This is a genomic window from Saccharopolyspora mangrovi, assembly GCF_035320975.1.
Classification (GTDB): Bacteria; Actinomycetota; Actinomycetes; order Mycobacteriales; family Pseudonocardiaceae; genus Saccharopolyspora; species Saccharopolyspora mangrovi.
This window is the reverse complement of sequence record NZ_JAWLNX010000008.1, coordinates 61,133-82,323: the sequence shown is the minus strand read 5'-3', so window position 1 is coordinate 82,323 and position 21,191 is coordinate 61,133. Positions and strand designations below refer to the sequence as shown.

Here is a 21,191-nt window from a genome sequence, read left to right as displayed (position 1 = left end):
CTGACCGAGCACCGGTACCGTGCGCGTACCTGCCACAATCGGTGGTGGCAAGGAACCCGGGGAATGGCGAGCGATGACACCTGAGACGCGGCACGGACAAGGCAACAGCCTCGTCGGAGCGTTTCTCGAGCGTCGCTACCGGGTCGACTCGATGATCGCCCGCGGCGGCATGTCCACCGTGTACCGGGGCCTGGACACCAGGCTGGAGCGCCCGGTGGCGCTGAAGGTGATGGACTCCCGCTACTCCGGTGACCGCTCCTTCGTCGACCGCTTCGAGCGCGAGGCGCGCTCCGCCGCGAAGCTGCACCACAACGACGTCGTCGCCGTCTACGACCAGGGCGTGGACCACGGCGCCGAGGGCGACCACGTGTTCCTGGTGATGGAGCTGGTCGAGGGCTGCACGCTGCGCGACCTGATCATGGACCGCGGCGGGAAGCTGCCGCTGGCGATGGCGTTGAGCGTGATGCAGCCCGTGCTCTCGGCGCTGGCCGCCGCGCACCGAGCGGGCATGGTGCACCGCGACGTCAAGCCGGAGAACGTGCTCATCGGCAACGACGGTTCGGTGAAGGTCGCCGACTTCGGGCTGGTCCGCGCCGCCGCGGAGGCGGGCACGACCAGCGGGAGCATCATCCTGGGCACCGTCGCCTACCTCTCCCCCGAGCAGGTCACCACGGGTGCCGCCGACGCGCGCACCGACGTCTACGCCGCCGGGATCGTGCTCTACGAGCTGCTGACCGGCCGACCGCCGTTCGTCGGCGACACCGCCATGTCGGTGGCCTACCAGCACGTCAACGATGACGTGCCGTCGCCCGCGCAGACCTCCCCGGAGGTGCCGCCCGAAATAGACGCGCTGGTGCTGCGCGCCACCAGGCGCGACCCGGCGCAGCGGCCCGCCGACGCCGAGGCCTTCCTGGCCGAGCTGGAGCAGGTGCGCAGCGACCTGGACATCGCTGCGGTGTCGGTGCCGGTCCCGGCCTCCGAGGCGCGGACCGCGCTGATGCCGCCGGTCGCCGACCCGCCGACCGAGCAGTTCCCGACCGTGCGCGCCCAGCCGACGCGCGTGGAACCGGCGCCGATGGCCCAGCCGCCGCGCCAGCACACGCGCGCGCTGGCCCGCCCGGCCACTGACGAGTTCGACGCCCCGCCGCCGGGCGCGGGCATGGAGCCGCAGCGCCGCAGAGGCCGTCGCAGGGGCGCGATGTGGGCGGCGATCGTGCTGGTCCTGGCCGCGCTCGTGGGCGGCGCCGCGTTCTGGCTCGGCTTCGGCAGCTACGTCGCGGTGCCCAGGATCGTCGGGGTCTCCGAGCAGCAGGCCGTCCAGTCGCTGCAAGGCGCGGGGCTGACCGCGAACGTCACCAAGGAGAACGACAACGACGTGCCGGAAGGCATCGTGCTCAGCTCGAACCCGACCGAAGGTTCGCAGGTGCGCAGCGGTGGCTCGGTGGACGTCGTGGTCTCGCTCGGCAAGCCCGCGGTGCCCCAGATCGCGGCCGGCGTCACGGTCGCCGAGGCGGAGAACCTGATCCGCAACGCCAAGCTGCAGCCCACGCAGGACTCCTCCTCGTCGCAGTACCACCGCACGGTGCCGGAGGGGCACGTGATCAGCGTCGATCCGGCGCCCGGGACGCGGGTGAACCTCAACTCCGAGGTGAAGCTGATCGTCAGCAAGGGCCCGCCGCCGGTGCAGGTCCCGGACGTGCGCGGGATGAGCCGCGAGGACGCCTTCACCACGCTCAGCAACGCCGGCTTCGAGCCCTACGACGCGGGCCAGCAGTTCGACGGCGACGTCGACGCCGGGAAGGTCGTCAGCACCAACCCGACGATCGGCACCGAGGTCAAACTGGTCGGCCGACCGCGCATCGGCGTGATCGTCTCCAACGCCGTCCCGGTGCCCAGCCTCAACGGCATGAAGGTCACCGAGGCGCAGGTGCAGGTGGCGCAGCTCGGTCTGCAGCTGAGCGTGCAGGCGCTGTTCCAGCGGCAGGACATGGTCATCCTCGGCCAGTACCCGCTGCCGGGCAGCCGGGTGCAGCCCGGATCAGCCATCCACGTCACCGCGTTCTAACGGGTCCATCCCCCGGATCGGGGTCGTCTTTTCGGCGGAATTCGTCGGCCCGACGGTGTGATCCTGATCTCGTGACCGGGTTGTAACGTTTTTCCGACGTGCGGATCTACCTGGGGCTACCCGGGTTTCGAAGATCACCGGCGGGCGCCTCCCCGGGTGCGATCTGGCCTGGTCAGAGCCGGACGGGTCGCTGCTTGTGGAACTATTGAGCGCACAATGGCCCCGAGTGTCTCCGTGGAGTCGGCACCCGACTGGTCCGAGCGGACCAACAACGCGACAGCCGACCTGTTCAGCCTCGGCGGGCGTCGCCCCGGACGTCCGCTGCCCCTGCGCACCATCGCGCTGGGCGCGATCGGTTCCGCGCTGCTGCTGGCCGGTTCGATCGGCGCCGCCGGAACCCTGATCCACGACCCGGTCCTCGGTGGCGGTCCGCTGTCGGCGCTGCGCTACGGGCACGGCCACGACTTCGCCGTCACCGTGATCTACGTCGGGTTCGCGCTGCTGGTGTGGGCGTGGGTGCGGCTCGGCCGCGGGGTGATCGCCGAACTCGTCTCCGCGCGCGGTGTGCTGTGGGCGACGGCCGCGTGGCTGGCGCCGATCCTGATCGCACCGCCGCTGTTCAGCCGCGACGTCTACAGCTACCTCGGGCAGGGGCTGCTCGCGCTCAACGGCCTCGACCCCTACGGCGTCGGCCCGGCGATGCTGACCGGCCCCATCCCGGAGAACGTCCACCCCACCTGGCAGACCACGCCCGCGCCCTACGGTCCGCTGTTCATCGGCGTGGCCAAGGGCGTGATCCTGCTGGCCGGGCACGACGTGATCGCCAGCGTCATCGTGATGCGCCTGGTGCTGCTCGGCGGTCTGGTGCTGCTGATCTGCGCGCTGCCCGGGCTGGTCGAGCACCTGGGCGGGCGCCTGCCGGTCGCGCTGTGGCTGGTGGCGGCGAGCCCGATGACCGTGGTGCACCTGGTCGGCGGTCCGCACAACGACATGCTGATGATCGGCCTGCTCGCGACCGGGACGCTGGCCATGCTGCGCGGCCGCAACGTGCTGGGCGTCGGGCTGGTGTCGGCGGCGATGGCGGTGAAGGCGACCGCCGGGCTGGCGCTGCCGTTCCTGGTGTGGATGTGGGCGGCCCGGCTGGAGGGCCCGAGGCTGCGCCGGTTCGCGCACGCGGTCGTGCCGGCGCTGGCCGTCTTCGCCGTGGTCTTCGGCTCGTGCACGGCGCTGGCGAAGGTCGGTTTCGGCTGGCTGTCGGCCCTCTCCGCGCCGGGCATGATCGTGAACTACCTGTCGGCGCCGACGGCGGTCGGGCAGGCGGTGCACACCGTGCTGTCGCTGTTCGGCGAGCTCAACATCTGGCCGATCGTGGGCACCACCCGCACGCTGGGTTCGATGCTGCTGCTGGCGCTGCTGGCCTGGAACTGGTGGCAGGCCCGCGACGGCAGCACCGAGGCGGTGCGGCGGGCGGCGATCGTGCTGTGCTGCGGCGCGCTGCTCTCCCCCGTCGTGCTGCCCTGGTACCTGACCTGGGGCCTCGCGCTCGGCTCGGCGTTCGCCTGGACGCCGCGCGCGCTGTCCTACGTCGTGGGGGCCTCGATCGCGCTGGTGCTGGCCTACTACCCCGACGGCGAGCAGGCGATGTACAACTGGCCGTTCGTGGCGGTCGGCATCGGTGCGGCCGTGCTGGGCGGGGTCTCCCTGGTGCGCTTCGACCCGCTGGGGCTCAGCGACCCGATCCGGGACTTCACCCGCGACCTCCGCGAAGAACGGCTGATCCGCCGCTGACGAGCGAAACGGGCCCGGGATCGCTCCCGGGCCCGTTTCGCGCACTCTCTCAGCCGCGCAGCATCTCGGCGACCAGGAACGCCAGTTCCAGCGATTGCTGGGTGTTCAGGCGCGGGTCGCAGGCGGTCTCGTAGCGGCCGGAGAGGTCGGAGTCGGAGATCTCCTGGGCACCGCCCAGGCACTCGGTGACGTCCTCGCCGGTCAGCTCGATGTGGATGCCGCCCGGGTGCGTGCCCAGCCGGTTGTGCACCTCGAAGAAGCCCTGCACCTCGTCGACGACGCGGTCGAAGTGGCGGGTCTTGTAGCCGGTGGTGGCCTCGTGGGTGTTGCCGTGCATCGGGTCGCACTGCCAGATCACCTGGTGCCCGGAGGCGGTGACCTTCTCCACGATGTCCGGCAGCACGTCGCGCACCTTGCCGTTGCCCATCCGGCTGATCAGCGTGAGGCGGCCCGGCTCGTTGTTCGGGTCCAGCCGCTCGACGTACTCCACGGCCTGCTCGGGCGTGGTCGTCGGGCCGATCTTGAGGCCGATCGGGTTGGAGATCAGCTCGGCGAAGGCGATGTGCGCGCCGTCGAGCTGGCGGGTGCGGTCGCCGACCCACAGGAAGTGACCGGACAGGTCGTAGAGCCGGGGCTTGTCGCCGCTGGTGTCCAGCCGCAGCATGGCGCGCTCGTAGTCGAGCACCAGGGCCTCGTGGCTGGCGAAGAACTCCACCGAGTGCAGGCTGGAGTCGTCGACGCCGCAGGCCTGCATGAAGCGCAGGCCGCGGTCGATCTCGGCGGCGACGGACTCGTAGCGCTCCCCGGCCGGGGAGTTGAGCACGAAGTCCTTGTTCCAGTCGTGCACCTTGGTCAGCGCGGCCATGCCGGCGCTGGTCAGCGCGCGGGAGAGGTTCATCGCGGCGCTGGCGTTGGCGTAGGCGCGGATCAGCCGCGACGGGTCGTGCCGCCGGGCTTCCTCGGTCGCCACCAGCGAGTTGACCATGTCGCCGCGGTAGGACGGCAGGCCGAGGGCGTCGGTGTCGCTGGAGCGCGGCTTGGCGTACTGGCCGGCGATGCGCCCGACCTTGACCACGGGCATGCTCGCGCCGTAGGTGAGCACGACAGCCATCTGCAGCAGGGTCCGGATGTTGCCGCGGATGTGCGGCTCGGTGTTGTCCGCGAACGTCTCCGCGCAGTCACCTCCCTGCAGCAGAAACGCCTCACCGCGCGCGACCGCGGCGAGGTGGTGGCGCAGCTGGTCCACCTCGGAGGGCACGGTCACCGGCGGAACGCTCTCCAGCACCTTGCGAACGCTGCCGACCTCTTGGTCCGGCCACGTCGGCTGCTGAGCCGCAGGGCGGGCCAAGGCGTCATCGAGACGGGCGCGCATCTCCGACGGCAGCGGAGGCAACTCGGGCAGGTCATCTACGGGGACGTCGACGGTCCAGTTCACACCGTAGAGAATAGGCGTTCGGCGCTACTGCTTTTCCGTCGGGAGCGCAGTCTCACACTCGGACCCGCGCCGTCCACTACCGGTCGGCGTCGATTCAGATCCCGATCAGCCCACCCACCGCGCGAACGCCGCCAGGCCGGCGGACACCCGCCGCTCCCCCGCGACCAGCGCGCGCACGGTCTCCCGCACCGAGGGATGCGCCCTGACCTGTTGCGGCGACACCCGCCGGGCCGCGTGGAGTTCCCCGAGCGCACGCTCCCCGTCACCCCGCAGGACCCACGCCCGGGCCTGGTCGATGTGGTGATGCGCAACGCGCTCCGGCTTGCCGGGATCGGCGATGACGACGCGCGCCGCGCGGGTGACGGCCTCGGTCGCGTCGTAGCGCTCGACCGGGACCGCGCACCAGTGGACGTCGACGTTCAGCTCGCTGGCGTCGGTGTTGTAGTACGGCGTCGGATCGGCACCGGCCTCGACCAGCTCCCGAGCGGACCGCACGTGGTCGTCGGCTCGTTCGCCGTCACCGGCGCGCGCGGCGAGCACCGCCGACCGCAGGTGCAGTTGCGCCCGCACCCCGAGTGCGCGCGGTCGCCGCTGGCCAGCGATGCCGTCGAGGGTGCGTCCGAGCAGTCTCGCGCCCGCGGAGTAGTGACCGGCCTGCAGCAGACCGCTCGACCGGTGCCAGGCGGAGACCGCCTTCCGAAGCGGGTCGCCGGTCGCGGGCGCGAGCGCGACGTGCCGTTCGGAGGCGATCGCGGCCAGGTCCGGGTGACCGAACCGTCCCGCCACCGAGGCGCTGAGGCGGTAGCCGTCGTGCAACGCCGACCGGGCCCGTTCGCCGCTGCTGGTGCCGGGCTCGGTGTCCGCGACGAGCGCGTAGAGGTGGTGCAGCGCCTGCGGGAGCGTCCGAGCCAGTTCGGCGTACCGCTGCGCCGCTCGCAGCCGCTCGGCTCGGTCGAGGAGCGCGCGCAGCTCTTGGGCGCCGAGCTCGTCCCCGCTGGGCTGAGGATCGTCGAAGGAGTGCAGCGCTTCCCGGAGTTCGGCGATGTCGGCCTGCTCGCTGTGGAAACCGGCTACCGCGTCGGCGACCCTGACCCCGTGCAGTTCGCGGACGTCGACGCCGAACGCCTTCGCGCACGCCGCCACGAACGCCGGGCTGGGCGGTGTCCTGCCCTGCTCGACCTTCTTCACCAGGCTCGTGGACGCGAAGGTGCGCGCTGCCAACTGCTGCTGCGTCCACCCGGCGAGCTTGCGCAGCACAGCGATCCGAACCCCGACGCCCTCCACCCGAGCATTGTCCCCGCGTTGTCCCTCGAGACCACAAGTAACTCCTAGTTTCACCACTGACACAGTACGTAATCATCAGTGGCGAACAGGAGGCCCTGAATGATCAACGCCGCGCGCTACTTCTGGCTCCCGGTAGCGGACGACTCCAGCGGCTGCGGATTGGTCCGGCACGCGTTCCGGGGGAGGAGAGCCGACGCCGACGTCGCGGAATCGGCGCACTGCGGGCGGACCTTCGCCATGGCGACGCCCTCCGAGATGGACTGGATCTGCGCCCCGACCTGCACCGAGTGCAACGAAACCCTGAAGGCGAGGCAACCATGAGAGCCGCTCGGCCTCGGTGGCGCTGCAGTGCAGCTCCCTCGACGCCTCAGGAGGGGTTCAGTAGGTGCCGCCGAGCTTTCTGTGGTCCCAGGTGATGGTTCGGGTGGGGGTGAAGCGGAGGCCGACGCGCTTGGCGGCTCGGGCTCGCATGAGTTCGCGGACGCCTTCGTCCTTCGCCTCGGCTTCGGTGAGCTGGCCGTAGCGGACCGCGAGGGCCAGGCCGAGGCGTTCGATCTCCTCCGGCCCCTCCAGGACCTCGACGTCGCACTCCAGCGAGACGCCGCGGAGTTCGCCGTAGTCGGTGCCGGTCTCCAGCAGCAGGGTGGCGCGCGGGTCGCGACGCAGGTTCACCGTCTTCTGCGAGGTGCCGTAGGACCAGACCTCGATCGTGGTGCCGTCCGGGACGAACCACATCGGCACCAGGTGCGGACGCCCGTCGGACTTCACGCTGGCCAGGATCACGACCCTGCGTTCGTCGATGAACTCGACGATCTCGTCCTCGGACATGGTGATCTGACCGCGCCGCGACATGGCAACTCCGCTTTTCCGCGAGACCGGTGGTGCGATCAATCCTGTGCTGCAGCACCCGCCACCGTCAACGCGACAACCTTGCTGTCACATAACGAAATGCGCCCCGACCTCCGAAGGAGCCGGGGCGCACTCGTCAGCGCGCGGGGACTCGCGTCGCTTCCGCCTCGAGGGCGTCAGCGTCGTAGCCGACCGGTTCCCAGCGCTTGGCGAGCAGGGCGATCAGGCCCATCAGCGGGGCCAGGGCGATCACCCAGAACACCCCGCTGCCCAGGGCCGTGCTCAGGACCGGGAAGAAGAACAGCGCCAGCGTCGAGCCGACTCGCAGCGTGCCCTGGTTGAAGCCGAGGCCGGTGCCGCGCATCGACGTCGGGTAGCTCAGCGACGCGAAGCTCATGAAGTGCGCGCCCGGACCGGAGGCCTGGGCGAACATGAACGCGCCGAGGGCGGCGATGGCGAACAGCACGTAGGCGGTCCCGTCCGGCTTGCCGATCAGCGCGAGCACCACTAGCGAGGCCAGCTGGACGGCGAAGCCCACGAAGGTCAGCTTCCACGCTCCGGCGCGGTTGGCCAGCCGGATCCCCAGCACACCACCGGTGACCGCGAAGACCAGGTTGAGCACCAGCGACGCGCTGATCGTGTTCAGCGCGCCCTGCGCCAGGATGCTCGCGATGATCATCGGCAACCCGTAAGCGACGGCGTTGTACCCGAAGGTCTGCGCCAGCCCGATCGTCAGGGCCTGGAAGGTGCGGGCCCGGTAGCGGCGCTCGAACAGCCGCTTGACCTCCGGAAGCCCCTTGCGCTTCGGCTTCTCCGGCACCTGCGCGTCCTCGGCGACGGTGGCGTTCACGCCGTAGGAGCGGGTGAGGATCTCCGCGGCGCGCCGCAGATCACCGTTGTCGGCCGCCCAGGACGGCGACTCGTTCATGTACTTGTTGCGCACCAGGAGGATCACCAGCGCCGGCACCGCGCCGAAACCGACCGTGAACCGCCACAGCAGACCGTGGTGGGCCTCCGGCAGCAGGAAGTACAGCGCCATGATCACCACGTAGCAGCCGCTGGTGGCCACGTACCAGGCCGTCGACCAGGACGCGGTCCGCGCGCCCTTGCTGCCCTTGCCGCGCAGCCGGGAGAACTCGGCGAGGAAGGCCATCGCGACCGGGATGTCCATGCCGACGCCGAAGCCCATCAGGAACCGGAAGAAGATCAGCACCTCTGCGTTGGGCGCCAACGCGCAGCCCAGCGCCGAGATCACGAAGAACAGCATGTCGGCCATGAACACCCGGTAGCGGCCCAGGCGGTCCACCAGCACGCCGCCGAACCAGGCGCCGAGGATCGCGCCCACGCTGATCGACGCCGTCACCGCGCCCGCGCCGACCGAGCTCAACCCGAACTGCTGCTTGATGTCGGTGATGCCGTAGGCGAGCGAGGTCAGGTCGTAGGCGTCGAGGAAGATCCCGCCCAGCGCGAGCAGCACGATCATCTTCGCGTGGCTGCCGCGCGCCGCACCCGAGTTGACCAGTTCGGTGACGTCCTGCGCCGAGCGGATGAGCACCGGCGGGCGCTCGGCAGCGGATTGCGTGGACACGCGGGCTCCTTCGGGATGAACGGGGATGTCGGCCGCAACGCTGCGAACCGTTCGAATCGCGAAGGAAGAGCCTAACCGGACGAGAAACCGCGTCCACCTGATGGAACCTGAGGATGCAGCACATCCACTCCACACCATGTAGCACTTGCGCTACTTTTGACCCATGACGGCAGACATCACCACTGCCGGACTACGTGAGCTGCGGCAACACGCTTCCGACCTCGTACGGCAGGTCGAGGCCGGGCGACGAGATCACGGTCGCCGGCCGCCCGAGCGCACGACTCGTGCCTATCACCGGTCCGCGGCGTCAGCAGACCTTCGACGAGATCGCCGACATCTTCGTTGGCGCACCCGATCGCGGCTGGGAAGCTGACCGCGACCTCATCGACCAGCAGCTCCGTGACCCCTGGAGCGAGATGTGAGGGCGATCTCGACACGAGCGTTGTCATCGCCACTGACCGAGGGCCGATCGACTTCGCCGTCTGTCAGCCCTTGCCAATCGGTTTGATCCGCTTCCCGTAGATGACGCCGTCGCCGCCAGCTACCGCGAGCTCGCTGCTGCGGTGGCGAGATCGGGCAAACAGCCACGAGCCCGCGCGATGGATCTACTGATCGCAGCACCAGCGCACGCCCACGACGCGCGCCTCTACACCAGGAACATCAAGGGCTTCGCACCCGTCCAGGACTTCGTCGAGGTCGACGAAGCTTGAGAACGCGAACTGAAACGATCACCGCAGAACGCGGGGGCGCCGGGCAGGTGCCCCCGCGTTCGTTCGAAGGTCAGCCGAAGAGGACTTCGGCTTCGGCGAGGCGTTCCTTGGGAACCGTCTTGAGCGCTGCCGTGGCCTCGCGCAGCGGGACGCGGACGATGTCGGTGCCGCGCAGGGCGACCATCTTGCCGTAGTCGCCCTCGGTGATGGCGTCGATGGCGTGCAGGCCGAAGCGGGTGGCCAGCACCCGGTCGTAGGCCGTGGGCGTGCCGCCGCGCTGGGTGTGGCCGAGCACGACCGCGCGGGACTCCTTGCCGGTGCGGTGGGCGATCTCGTCGGCCAGCCAGGTGCCGACTCCGCCGAGCCGGACGTGCCCGAAGGCGTCCTTCTCGCCACCGGCCAGCAGCTCCTCGCCGCCCTCCGGGATCGCCCCCTCGGCGACGACGATGATCGGGGCGTACTGGCGCTCGAAGCGCTGCTGGACCCAGTCCACGACGCGGTCGACGCTGAACTCCTGCTCCGGCACCAGGATCACGTTCGCACCGCCCGCCAGGCCCGAGTGCAGGGCGATCCAGCCCGCGTGCCGGCCCATCACCTCGACCACCAGCGCGCGGTGGTGCGACTCGGCCGTCGTGCGCAGCCGGTCGATCGCCTCGGTGGCGATGTGCACGGCGGTGTCGAAACCGAAGGTGTAGTCGGTGGCGTCGAGGTCGTTGTCGATCGTCTTCGGCACCCCCACCACCGGCACGCCCTCCTGGGTGAGCTTCTCGGCCACGCCGAGGGTGTCCTCACCGCCGATGGCGACCAGCGCGTCGATCCGGTGCTCGGCGATCGTGGCCTTGAGCCGGTCCACGCCACCGTCGACCTTGTACGGGTTGGTGCGCGAGGAACCGAGGATCGTGCCGCCCCGGTTGAGGATCTCCTCCACCTTGTCCAGCGTCAGCGGCGTCGTCAGGCCTTCGATCGGGCCGAGCCAGCCGTTCCGGAATCCGATGATCTCGTGCCCGAAGACCGAGATCCCCTTGCGGGTCACCGCGCGGAGCACCGCGTTGAGCCCCGGGCAATCGCCGCCACCGGTGAGTACTCCGACACGCATTCCAGCGGACATCGCTGTTGCCGCCTCCTCGAAATCCCGCCCGTCAGTGATCCACGTCTCCCCCTCGGGACAGGGTTTCACGAACTGGATCGGTGCAGCAAGAACCTGACGTGCTTACCCACCGGTATCGGAGGAATTACAGCGGGTATCCGCGCCTGCGCTGCACTTCCTCGATGACCTTCCAGCGCTCGAGGTTGTGCTTGGCATCGGCGAGGGCGTCGTGGGCGTTGTCCGGGGCCGAGGGCAGCTTGGGCTTGCCGACGTCCTCCCAGCGCTGCCGCAGGTCGCGGGTGAACTTGGGGATCCGGGACGGCAACGTCGGCATCGGGCCCCACAGCTGGGCCAGCGCCACGTGGTCGTAGGCGGCGTACCAGGCCCACAGCTCGATGTTGCCGCTGCGCGAGGTGAGGAACTTGTAGAGGTCCTCGCGGATGCGCGCCCGGGACTTCCAGACCTGCTCGGCCGGCGGCGGCAACTGCGGCAGGACGTGCTGACGAACCCAGGCGCCCGCCCGGGCGGCGTCGAACTCGGTGGACACCGCGTAGAACTCGCGACCCGTCTCGTCGACCACACCGATCGACACCAGATCGATGGTCCGCCCGTCCTCGATGAACTCGCAGTCGTAGAAGTACCGCACCCGGGAAGCGTATGCGGCGTTGTCCGAGCTCTTCGGCCCGGCCCGTCAGCCGACCTTGGACTCCGGCAGCCGCGAAGCGGAGCTGTTGCTCCACCCGCCCAGGTCGTTGCCCTGCGCGGCCAGCTCGTCCTTGACCTTGGCGGCGTAGACGTCGACGTACTCCTGGCCGGACAGCTCCATCAGGGCGTACATGATCTCGTCGGTGATCGAGCGCTCCACGAAGCGGTCACCGGCCATGCCCTCGTAGCGGGAGAAGTCCAGCGGCTCGCCGACCTTGACCACGACCTTGTGCGGCCACCACATCTTGGAGCCGATCGGGTTGACCTTGTCGGTGCCGAACATCGCGATCGGGATCACCGGCATCCCCGACTCCAGCGCCATCCGCGCCACACCGGTCTTGCCCTTGTAGAGCCGGCCGTCCGGCGAGCGGGTGCCCTCCGGGTAAACGCCCAGCAGCTTGCCCTCGCTGAGCAGTCGAACACCGGTGTCGAGAGCGGCCTGCGCGGCGGCACCGCTGGAGCGGTCGATCGGCACCTGGCCGACGCCGGAGAAGAACGCCTTCTTGAGCTTGCCGCGGACGCCCTTTCCGGTGAAGTACTCGCGTTTGGCCAGGAACGTCACCCGGCGCGGCATCATCAGCGGCATGAAGAACGAATCGGCGACGGCCATGTGGTTGCTGACCAGGATCGCGGCGCCGTCGCGCGGAACGTGCTCGACGCCTTCGACGCGCGGACGGCAGAACAGCTTCATGAGGGGACCGAGCAGTAGGTGTTTCATCACCCAGTACATCACGGCGCCGCCGCCTCCTCACGCGTGAAATGTTGCTGTTCAGCCTACGGAGCACGCACTTTGCGCACAATGCGCACCGACCGGAAACCGATCACGTCACACCTGGTATGGGATCTGCTCCCGCGCTCGTTGCGCTTGGCGGTGCGAGTCGCGGCGAGCAGGTCCCAATCGTCGGGCTAGCGTGCGACGATTGGGACCGGCTCGCGGTTCCGTGGAGTTCGAGCCTGAGGGAGGTTCGCGGGTGGGAGGAACAGGGTCCGTGCTCGTCGGGGCAGAACCGTTCGCACACGAGGGGTCCGATGAGATCGGCGTGCTGCTGTGCCACGGCTTCACCAGCACACCGCAGAGCATGCGGGCTTGGGCCGAGCACCTGGCCGAAGCGGGCCACTCGGTGCGCTGCCCGCTGCTGCCCGGGCACGGCACGCGGTGGCAGGACCTCAACCGCACGACCTGGCGCGACTGGTACGGCGCCGTCGAGCAGGCGCTCGACGAGCTGCGCGACCGGTGCCGGTCGGTGTTCGTCTTCGGGCTGTCGATGGGCGGCACGCTGACCCTGCGGCTCGCCGAGCATCACCCCGACATCGCCGGGATCGTGCTGGTCAACCCGTCGGTGATGACCTTGCGCAAGGAGGCCAAGCTGCTCCCGGTGCTAAGCCGGGTGGTGCCGTCGCTGGCGGCCATCGCCGGTGACATCGCCAAGCCCGAGGTCGTGGAGCTGGCCTACTCGCGACTGCCGTTGCGCGGCATGGCGAGCCTGCAGCAGCTGTGGCGCGTGGTGCGCGCCGACCTCGAATCCGTGCGGCAGCCGTTGCTTCTGCTGCACTCGGCGGTCGATCATGTGGTGGAGCCGGAGAACTCCGCGATCGTGCTGGACGAGGTGAGCAGCGAGGACGTCACCGAGGTCGTGCTCGGCGACAGCTACCACGTCGCGACCCTGGATCACGACGCGTCGCGGATCTTCAGCGCCAGCGTCGAGTTCGTGCACCGTGTCCACCGCGAACGGGTCGGGGAAGCCGTATGAACACCCGCCACAACTCCTCCGACGGACCGGAGGACATCGATGCCGCCTTCGCCGAGATAGTCGCGGACCTGGAACGCGACACGAAGTTCGGCAAGTGGCCCGGCGAGGACGAACCCGCGGAGTCGCCGTCCTCCGACGGCGAACCGCGTCCGGCGGAGGCCCCCGCCGCCGCGCAGCAGCCGGTCGAGCCGCCCGTTGAGCAGGGCCCGCGCGACTGGGCTCCGGCGGAGGAAGAGGAGGGCCACTTCGTCCCGCCGGAGCCTCCGCCGCTGCCGATCCCGCGCCCGGCGACGTTCGTGGGCATCGGCGTCGTGGTGCTCGGGCTGCTGGTGCTGCTCATCCCCGGCCTCGCGGGCATCGCCGCGACCGTGAAGCTCCCGCTCGGCCTGGTGCTGATCAGCGCGGGGATCGGCTGGCTGCTGTTCAGCCTCCGCCGCACACCGCCCAACGACCCGGACGACGACGGCGCCCAGGTCTAGCGAACCCGAGGCTGCGCAAGACGAGTCGACCGGCACCGCCGCGCAGTCGCTAGCGCACCCTGGGGCCTGTGAGCACGTGCTGGCGGGCGATGGCCGCGGCGCCGATCATGGCCGCCGGGTCACCGTGGTGTGCGACCCGGACGCGCGCGAGGGGCCGGTGACCGGCTCCCGTGACGGCAGCGGCGTAGTGCTCGCGGGCCTCGTCCAGGAACAGGTGCGCCGAGTCGGAGACGCCGCCCGAGATGACCACGACCTCCGGGTCGTAGACGTCGGCGACCAGCGCCAACCCCTCCCCCAGCCAGCGCGCGAGCTCGCTCATCGCGCGCAACGCGACCTCGTCACCGGCATCGGCCGCGCGGGCGACGTCGACACCGGTCGTGACCGGGGACGTCCAGCCGAGCTCGGCGGCGGTCGCGGCCAGGGCGGTGCCGCTGCAGTAGCGCTCCCAGCAGCCGCGCTTGCCGCACGGGCACTCCCGACCGCCCGGGACCAGCCGCAGGTGGCCGAGTTCCGGCGCCACGCCGAACGCGCCTCGGAAGACCTCGCCGTTGATCACCAGCGCGCCACCGATGCCGGTGCCGATGGCCACCAGCGCCGCGACCCGGGCGCCGACCGCCGCGCCGAAGCGCTGCTCGGCCACCGCGGCCGCGTTCGCGTCGTGCTCCAGCACCACCGGCAGGCCCAGCCGGTGCGAGAGCTCGTCGGCGACGGCGACGTGCCGCCACGGCAGGTGCGGCGCGAATCGGACCATCCGCAGGTCCTCGCTGACGAACCCGGCCACCGCGAGGCCGACGCCGTCGACCGGGTAGCGGTCGGTGAGCACCCGGACGGTGTCGGCGATCGCCGAGTTGAGCTCAGCACCCGTCTTCGGGGTGGGCACCCGGTGCGTCTGCAGGATCTGGCCGTGCTCGTCCACCACGGCCGCGCGCGCACTGGTCCCGCCCACGTCCACGCCGATGGTCAGCACACCGCATCGCTTTCCGCCAGCACCGGTCCCGCGACCCGCTGGACCTGGATGCGCTGCACCTTCGGCTCCTGCGGCTCAGGTTCCTCGGGTTCGGGCGGGGTGTGCTCGGCGTGATCGGCCAGCGCCTGGCGCAGCTGCTGGACGATGACCAGCAGCTGGTCGCTGAGCTCGGGACGCTGCCCGCGCGCCAGCGCCATCGCCGCGCACAGCGGGCACCAGCCGCAGCCGGTCTCGCCCTGCTTCGGCTCCTGCTCGCAGCCGCGCAGGTACTCCTCGGCCTTGCCGGCCAGCGCGTCCAGCAGCAGCCGCAGCTCTTCGAGCAGTCGATCGTGCTCGGACATCCAGCCTCACCGCATCCACAGATCGGGGTCGGGACGGAACCGCACCGTCAGTCCGTCGTCTCCGGCGACGGCCGAGGTCACCACGCACCGCTGCAGCACAGCGGGCAGGGCCACGAGCCGTCGTCGTCCATCGACGGTAATCGCCAGCTCTGGACCGATCCGGGCCAGGTCCAGTTCGGCGGCCGGGTGCAGCGGCAACCCGATGCGCAGGGTGTACTCCGCGTCCAGCGACCTGCCGCCGCCCCCGACCCGCATCTCGGGCGCGGACGCGTCGTTGGCGAGCGGATCGCCGTCGCCGTAGAGCTCGGCGCCCAGCTCCAGCAGCTGCCGGGTGCCGACCGGTTCGGCGGCCCGGTGCTCGACGGTGCGCAGCGGCAGCTCGGTGGCCGCGCGCAGCGCGTCGAGGACCTTCTCCTGCTCCTTGCGGCGGGTCCGCAGCCAGCCCGCGGCCTCACCGCGGGCCGAACCCGGGTGCGGCACCAGCCGGTTGGCGACCAGCCCGTCGACGCGGATGCGCTGCAGCGCCAGCGCGGTGAGGGTCCGGCGGGTCTCGGCGGCCACGACGGATTCCGGGGTGAGCACCAGCCGGACGCTGGTGCCGGGGTCGACGAGCATGTCCTTGAGCGCGGCCAGCTGCTCGGCGAGCCTGCCGAGGCCGTCGGCGACGGCGTCCCAGCGCTCCACCTGATCGCTGCCGGCGATCCCGGCCAGCAGGCCGCGAACCGCCCTGCGGTGCGCGGGGAACAGCCGCTCCAGGTAGCCGGCCAGGGATTCGGGCAGGGCCAGCAGCCGCAGCGTCTCGGCGGTCGGACCGCAGTCGACGATGACGGTGTCCCACAGCCCGCTGGCGGCGAGCCGGTGCACCTCGGTCAGCGCCAGCAGGTCCTCGACGCCGGGCAGCACGGTCAGCTCCTCGGCGTCGACCTCGCCGATTCCCGCGCCCCGCAACAGGGTTCGCAGGTGCTCGCGGAGTTCGCGCCAGGTGCTGTCGACGAGTTCCCGGGTCTGCACCTCGGCGGCGTGCAGCGCGACGCCGGTTTCGGCGACGCGGACCTCGCGGGGTTGCGCGCCCAGGTCGGCGTCCAGCGCGTCGGCCAGGGAGTGCGCCGGATCGGTCGACACGGCCAGCACCTTGCCGCCCTCGCCCGCGACGCGCGCGGCCGTGGCAGCGGCCAGGGTCGTCTTGCCGACCCCGCCCTTCCCGGTGAACAGCAGGATGCGCAATGGGCGGTCTACTCCGCTTCCACGCGGCGCTTGAGCTCCTTGAGCGCCGTGTCCATGATCATCTTCTCGGCCTTGCGGCGGAACATGCCGATCATCGGGATCGCCAGCGACACCGCCAGGCTGTAGGTCACCTCGGTGCGGTCGTCACCGAGCGGCTTGAGCGTGTAGCTGCCCTGCTGGGCCTTCTGCACCTGGCCCTCGGTCAGCTCCCAGCTCACCGAAAGCCCGTCGGCCGCCCAGCTGTAGACGTTGGTGTAGGTGTCCTTGACCACGCCCGCGTCCAGCACGAACCGGACCCGCTCGGCCTTGCCCGCGGAGTCCTGGGAGAGCACCTCGGTCTCCTTGACCGCTTCCGCCCACTCCGGGTACGCCGGGAAATCCGCGATGACCGCCATGATCTGCGCAGCGGGGGCTTCGATCTCGATGGACTGGGTGGACTGATCGACCATGCGCGCAGGTTACCGGGTAGCACCCGGCGCGCAGTCAACGAGGAGCAAGGTTTCTGCGAACTCCGCGAATCTCACCTTCCCGGGCGGTATCACCACCGCAGAACGTAAGGACGCTCCGTCCGCTTGAAGTGGCCGACGTTGACGCACTCGGTGCGCCCGATGCGCATCCGCTGCGACAGCGGCTGGTGCACGTGCCCGAACAGCGACCACCGCGGCTGATCAGCTCTGATGCGCTCCAGGACGCTGGCGGAACCGGCTTCCTCGTTGCGCGCCACCACGTCGTAGGTCAGCTCCGGCACGGCCGGCGGCTGGTGCGTGCAGAGCACGTCCACCGGCGGCAGCGAGGCGACCGCCTCGTCGTACTCCTCGGCCACCCGCAGGTAGGGCACCCAGGCCGAGTGGGTGCGCAGCGTCGCCCCGTCGGGCAGCCGGACGCCACCGATGAAACCGAAGGTCAGCCCGCCGATCTCGGTCGTGTCGCCGTCGAGGGCGTGGATGCCCTCGCCCGCGAACTCCGGCCACAGGTGCGGCGCGTCGACGTTGCCCGGGGTGGCGTAGGTGGGCGCGGTCATCGCGCCGAACAGCTCCGCGTACTGCTCGCGGACGGCGTCGGCGATCGTCTCGGCCGGGTCGGTCAGGCTCGCCCACAGCGAGCGGATGTAGGCGCCGAACTCCGGCCCGCGACGGCTTCGCCGCAGCTCGGCGAAGCGGGCGACCTTCTCGGCGCCGAAGACGCGACCGAGGATGCCGTTGCCGTGGTCGTGGTAGTCGACGAAGTCGATCAGGTCGCCCAGCACGACCAGCGCGTCGGCCCCGTCGCCGGCGCGCTTGAGCGCCTCGACGTTGCCGTGAACGTCCGACACGACGTGAACGCGCAAGCTCCCAACCCCACTTCCTCGATGACGGTCCCCCTCGAACCTAATCGGCCGAGGTGCCGGACGGCACCGTCCGGTGTGCACTTGTTCGTGCCCACCCTGGCCGCGCGCCCACCCGGTGGGCGATCGTCCGAATCGGTGAGGTCTAGGCTGTGGCCGCTGGTGTGGCCTGAGATAACGGGGGCTACCGCCCAGTAACTATCAGCGTTAGGTTGTGCCCACTAGACAGGCTTGTTTTCCGGAGGTTTCGACGTGCGAGAGTTCAGCGCACCCGCCACTACGACAGTGGCAGAGGACGAGAACCTCACCGACATGGTGTGGGCCAACGCGGAGCGTTTCGGGAGCACTGTGAGCTTCCGCCGCCGGGTGGACGGCACCTGGGTCGACGTCACCGCCGCCGACTTCGCCGCGCAGGTCCTGGCCGTGGCCAAGGGCCTGATCGCAGCCGGGCTGGAACCCGGCGACCGGGTGGGGCTGATGTCCCGCACCCGCTACGAGTGGACGTTGCTGGACTTCGCGATCTGGACTGTCGGTTGCGTCACAGTCCCGATCTACGAAACCTCCTCGGCCGACCAGGCCGAATGGATCCTCACCGACTCCGGGGCGACCGCGGCGATCGTGGAGACCGAAGCGCACCGCGCCGAGGTCGACAAGGTGATCGACCGGCTCTCCGAGGTCCGCCACGTGTGGCAGATCGACGGCCCGACCAGCGGCGGCGCGGCCGGCGCGGTCGACGAGCTCACCGCGCTGGGCTCGGAGGTACCCGACCAGCAGGTGCACGAGCGTCGCAAGGCGGTCAACGCCGAGCAGCCGGCGACGCTCATCTACACCTCGGGAACCACCGGCCGCCCCAAGGGCTGCGTGCTGACCCACCGCAACATGCTCGCCGAGGTGCGAGCCGAGCTCGACGCGTTCCCGCAGCTGACCAAGCCGGGCAACTCGCTGCTGATGTTCCTGCCGATGGCGCACGTGCTCGCCCGCGCGATCACCGTCATGTGCGTCTACGGCAAGGTCACCCTCGGCCACACGCCGGACGTCAAGGACCTCATCAACGACCTCGGGTCGTTCCGCCCGACGTTCGTGCTCGCCGTGCCGCGCGTGTTCGAGAAGGTCTACAACACCGCCAAGCAGAAGGCGCACGGCGACGGCAAGGGCAAGATCTTCGACGCCGCCGAGGAGACCGCGGTCCAGCACTCCAAGGCGATGGACACCGGCGGCGCCGGACTCGGCCTCAAGATCAAGCACGCGGTGTTCGACAAGCTCGTCTACGGCAAGCTGCGCGCCGCGCTGGGCGGCCGCTGCATCGCGGCGGTCTCCGGCGGCGCTCCGCTCGGCGAGCGGCTGGCGCACTTCTTCCGCGGCGTCGGCGTCCCGGTGCTGGAGGGCTACGGCCTGACCGAGACCACCGCGGCCGCCGCGGTCAACGTCGAGGACGGCTTCAAGGTCGGCACCGTCGGCCGCCCGCTGGCGGGCACCTCGATCCGCATCGCCGACGACGGCGAAGTGCTGATCAAGGGCGACGTGGTGTTCAAGGAGTACTGGAACAACTCGACCGCCACCAAGGAGTCCATCGAGGACGGCTGGTTCCACACCGGCGACCTGGGCTCCCTGGACGACGAGGGCTACCTGCGGATCACCGGCCGCAAGAAGGAGATCATCGTCACCGCCGGCGGCAAGAACGTCGCCCCGGCCGTCCTGGAGGACGCGCTCCGCTCGCACCCGCTGATCAGCCAGTGCATGGTGGTCGGCGACCAGAAGCCGTTCATCGGCGTGCTGATCACGCTGGACCCGGAGTTCGTGCCGTCCTGGCTGGCCAACAACAACCGGCCGGCCGACACGCCGATGTCCGAGCTGATCAACGACCCGGACCTGCGGGCCGAGGTCCAGGGCGCGGTCGATGAGGCCAACAAGGCGGTCTCGCGCGCGGAGGCGATCAAGCAGTTCCGCATCCTCACCGAGGACTTCACCGAGGCCACCGGCGAGCTGACGCCGAGCATGAAGCTCAAGCGCAACAAGGTCGCGGAGAACCACGCAGCCGACATCGAGGCGATCTACTCCTGACCCACCCACGCCCAGGGGCGAAAACCGCAGCTCTCGTCAGTGCGAATCCTGCGGTTTTCGCCCCGACTGCTGTTTCGGGTGACACTCGGCGGTGCGACGACCGGAAACCGGTGGGCGCACCGCCGTTCTCGCGTCCCGCATGCCGGCGGGCGCGGGTCTCGTGCGGTCAGGACAGCGAGTGCGGTAGTTCGGCGCCCCAGGCCTGCAGGAGGTGGCGGGAGGTCATGCCGGTGGCCTCGTACAACGCCGTCTCGGCCTCGTCCGGGGTGGTGGCCGCGGCGATGCGGCGGTAGAGCTCGGTCAGGCGCTGCTCGCCGAGGCGCTGGGCCAGGTAGTGCACCACCGACCAGGACTGCTGGTAGGCGAGGTCGAGGCGTCGTCCGCCCTGGTGGAACTCGGTGTTGGTGGGCAGTCGCAGCGGCGGGCCGACCTCGCGGACCGTGCGGGCGAGGTCCGGTGCGATGTCCCGGGGAGCCAGCCCGCTCTTGCGGTAGCCGATGTAGTCCGGGTAGCCCTCCAGCATCCACATCGGAGCCCCGTCGGCGGTGACCGCGCGGGCGGCGACGTGGGTGATCTCGTGCCGCAGCACCACGCCCAGCGCCACGTCGGAGAGCTGTTCGGCGGTGCGCGGGCTGAGCACCACGCGAGCGCCCTCCACCCGCCGCGTCCGGGTGTCCACCAGGTCGGCGACCGCCACACCGGCGATGCCGTCGACGGCGAGTTCCGGTCCGACCGACGCGCGCAGCTCCTCCTGCGAGTCCGGCACCAGCACACCCGCGCGCTGCGCCCAGCCGCTCCCCCACACCTCGGTCACATCGGCGACCGCCGAGTCCAGCTGCGCCGCGACCCGCTCCACCGCGGCCGGGTCGTGTCCCACGACCAGACCGCGATCGGTGCGCCGCACCTCGCAGGGCCCGAAGTCCCACGGACCGCGCCAGGCGTCGGGGACCACACCGGTGTCCCCGGACAGGTACCAGGAACTCCCGCGGCGGCTGAACAGGTAACCCAGCGGGCGTTGGGTGGGCACCGAATCGGCACCGGACATCGCGTACCGCAGCACCACCCGGGACGCCAGCACCTCGTCCGCGGCGGGAACCGGCGGGTGCGCCAGCGGAGCCCCTTCGAGCCGGTAGCCGAACTGGCTCAGCGGCACGGTCTGCAGGTTGCGGAACAGCTGCAGCTGCCGCTGCTGGAACTCGGGCGGCGCTTCGGGGTCCACAGTGGCCGCGAACGCGGCTTCGTCGCCGCTGCGGACCGCGTCCTCACGGCGCGCCAGCAGCTCGCGCACGGCGATCTCAGGGGCGGGAAGGCGGGCTGCCAGACCGGCGCGGTCGGCCGGGGCCCGCGCGGGCGGCGGCGGTTCCACCGGCGCCGGAGACGGCAGACCCACCAGCGCGAATCCACCGAGGACCGCGGCCGAGGCGGCGAGCACCAGCCAGCCACGCGCTTTCCCGGTCGAAGACACGGCTCGCATCGTAAGTCCGATCACCCCGCCGGTCGACGCATCCGGTGCCCGAAAGCGTTTCGGGGCCG

General features: G+C 70.6%; 20 protein-coding genes. 7 read left to right on the top strand and 13 right to left on the bottom strand.

Annotation, left to right across the window (positions count from 1 at the left end):
- Window positions 1-73 precede the first annotated feature (73 nt).
- Both pknB and mptB read left to right on the top strand, forming a co-directional pair.
- A complete protein-coding gene (pknB, locus tag R4I43_RS13595; RefSeq protein WP_324265972.1) occupies window positions 74-2,065 on the top strand; it encodes a Stk1 family PASTA domain-containing Ser/Thr kinase in 1,992 nt (663 codons plus the stop codon).
- 216 nt (window positions 2,066-2,281) lie between these two features.
- On the top strand, window positions 2,282-3,853 hold the full coding sequence (gene mptB / locus R4I43_RS13590; RefSeq protein ID WP_324265971.1) for a polyprenol phosphomannose-dependent alpha 1,6 mannosyltransferase MptB: 1,572 nt from the start codon (window positions 2,282-2,284) through the stop codon (window positions 3,851-3,853).
- Window positions 3,854-3,902: 49 nt separating this feature from the next.
- On the opposite strand, the gene R4I43_RS13585 is transcribed toward mptB, so the two are convergent.
- A complete protein-coding gene (locus R4I43_RS13585; RefSeq protein WP_324265970.1) occupies window positions 3,903-5,288 on the bottom strand; it encodes a class II 3-deoxy-7-phosphoheptulonate synthase in 1,386 nt (461 codons plus the stop codon).
- A gap of 105 nt (window positions 5,289-5,393) precedes the next feature.
- Window positions 5,394-6,572, bottom strand: a complete 1,179-nt coding sequence (locus tag R4I43_RS13580; protein ID WP_324265969.1) for a helix-turn-helix domain-containing protein — start codon at window positions 6,570-6,572, stop codon at window positions 5,394-5,396.
- 99 nt (window positions 6,573-6,671) lie between these two features.
- On the opposite strand from R4I43_RS13580, the gene R4I43_RS13575 reads away from it, so the two are divergent.
- Entirely contained in the window at window positions 6,672-6,893 is a 222-nt protein-coding gene (locus tag R4I43_RS13575) for a hypothetical protein (protein ID WP_324265968.1), read from the top strand.
- Between the two features lie 57 nt (window positions 6,894-6,950).
- On the opposite strand, the gene R4I43_RS13570 is transcribed toward R4I43_RS13575, so the two are convergent.
- On the bottom strand, window positions 6,951-7,424 hold the full coding sequence (locus tag R4I43_RS13570; protein ID WP_324265967.1) for a PPOX class F420-dependent oxidoreductase: 474 nt from the start codon (window positions 7,422-7,424) through the stop codon (window positions 6,951-6,953).
- 133 nt (window positions 7,425-7,557) lie between these two features.
- Window positions 7,558-9,009, bottom strand: coding sequence for an MFS transporter (locus R4I43_RS13565; RefSeq protein WP_324265966.1), 1,452 nt, complete (start codon window positions 9,007-9,009; stop codon window positions 7,558-7,560).
- 284 nt (window positions 9,010-9,293) lie between these two features.
- Here R4I43_RS13565 and R4I43_RS13560 point away from each other — a divergent pair, with 284 nt between their 5' ends.
- Entirely contained in the window at window positions 9,294-9,431 is a 138-nt protein-coding gene (locus R4I43_RS13560) for a hypothetical protein (protein ID WP_324265965.1), read from the top strand.
- 358 nt (window positions 9,432-9,789) lie between these two features.
- On the opposite strand, the gene R4I43_RS13550 is transcribed toward R4I43_RS13560, so the two are convergent.
- The 3 genes from R4I43_RS13550 to R4I43_RS13540 all read right to left on the bottom strand — a co-directional run bounded on the left by R4I43_RS13550 (window position 9,790) and on the right by R4I43_RS13540 (window position 12,244).
- Window positions 9,790-10,815 carry a 6-phosphofructokinase gene (locus tag R4I43_RS13550; protein WP_324266156.1) on the bottom strand — a complete coding sequence of 342 codons (1,026 nt, stop codon included), beginning with the start codon at window positions 10,813-10,815 and terminating at the stop codon, window positions 9,790-9,792.
- Window positions 10,816-10,951: 136 nt separating this feature from the next.
- A complete protein-coding gene (locus R4I43_RS13545; RefSeq protein ID WP_324265964.1) occupies window positions 10,952-11,452 on the bottom strand; it encodes a polyadenylate-specific 3'-exoribonuclease AS in 501 nt (166 codons plus the stop codon).
- Window positions 11,453-11,497: 45 nt separating this feature from the next.
- Window positions 11,498-12,244 carry a lysophospholipid acyltransferase family protein gene (locus R4I43_RS13540; RefSeq protein WP_324265963.1) on the bottom strand — a complete coding sequence of 249 codons (747 nt, stop codon included), beginning with the start codon at window positions 12,242-12,244 and terminating at the stop codon, window positions 11,498-11,500.
- A gap of 256 nt (window positions 12,245-12,500) precedes the next feature.
- Between R4I43_RS13540 and R4I43_RS13535 the strand changes: the two genes are divergently transcribed.
- Window positions 12,501-13,262: an alpha/beta hydrolase gene (locus tag R4I43_RS13535; RefSeq protein ID WP_324265962.1), complete on the top strand. Its 762-nt coding sequence runs from the start codon at window positions 12,501-12,503 to the stop codon at window positions 13,260-13,262.
- On the top strand, window positions 13,259-13,741 hold the full coding sequence (locus R4I43_RS13530; protein ID WP_324265961.1) for a DUF308 domain-containing protein: 483 nt from the start codon (window positions 13,259-13,261) through the stop codon (window positions 13,739-13,741). Before R4I43_RS13535 ends, R4I43_RS13530 begins: the two co-directional genes overlap by 4 nt.
- A gap of 49 nt (window positions 13,742-13,790) precedes the next feature.
- Here R4I43_RS13530 and R4I43_RS13525 read toward each other — a convergent pair whose 3' ends face one another.
- From R4I43_RS13525 to R4I43_RS13505, 5 genes are all read right to left on the bottom strand, one after another.
- On the bottom strand, window positions 13,791-14,708 hold the full coding sequence (locus R4I43_RS13525; RefSeq protein ID WP_324265960.1) for an ROK family protein: 918 nt from the start codon (window positions 14,706-14,708) through the stop codon (window positions 13,791-13,793).
- Window positions 14,702-15,049 carry a hypothetical protein gene (locus R4I43_RS13520; RefSeq protein WP_324265959.1) on the bottom strand — a complete coding sequence of 116 codons (348 nt, stop codon included), beginning with the start codon at window positions 15,047-15,049 and terminating at the stop codon, window positions 14,702-14,704. The genes R4I43_RS13525 and R4I43_RS13520 overlap by 7 nt, the downstream gene beginning before the upstream one ends.
- 6 nt (window positions 15,050-15,055) lie before the next feature.
- Window positions 15,056-16,273, bottom strand: a complete 1,218-nt coding sequence (locus R4I43_RS13515) for an ArsA family ATPase (RefSeq protein ID WP_324265958.1) — start codon at window positions 16,271-16,273, stop codon at window positions 15,056-15,058.
- A gap of 8 nt (window positions 16,274-16,281) precedes the next feature.
- On the bottom strand, window positions 16,282-16,722 hold the full coding sequence (locus R4I43_RS13510) for an SRPBCC family protein (protein WP_324265957.1): 441 nt from the start codon (window positions 16,720-16,722) through the stop codon (window positions 16,282-16,284).
- 89 nt (window positions 16,723-16,811) lie between these two features.
- Entirely contained in the window at window positions 16,812-17,600 is a 789-nt protein-coding gene (locus tag R4I43_RS13505) for a metallophosphoesterase family protein (protein WP_324265956.1), read from the bottom strand.
- A gap of 249 nt (window positions 17,601-17,849) precedes the next feature.
- Between R4I43_RS13505 and R4I43_RS13500 the strand changes: the two genes are divergently transcribed.
- Window positions 17,850-19,658, top strand: coding sequence for an AMP-dependent synthetase/ligase (locus tag R4I43_RS13500; protein WP_324265955.1), 1,809 nt, complete (start codon window positions 17,850-17,852; stop codon window positions 19,656-19,658).
- 166 nt (window positions 19,659-19,824) lie between these two features.
- Here R4I43_RS13500 and R4I43_RS13495 read toward each other — a convergent pair whose 3' ends face one another.
- The gene (locus tag R4I43_RS13495) at window positions 19,825-21,132 is read right to left on the bottom strand and encodes a hypothetical protein (RefSeq protein WP_407691243.1); all 1,308 of its coding nucleotides are present in this window, start codon (window positions 21,130-21,132) and stop codon (window positions 19,825-19,827) included.
- Between the last annotated feature and the right edge of the window lie 59 nt (window positions 21,133-21,191).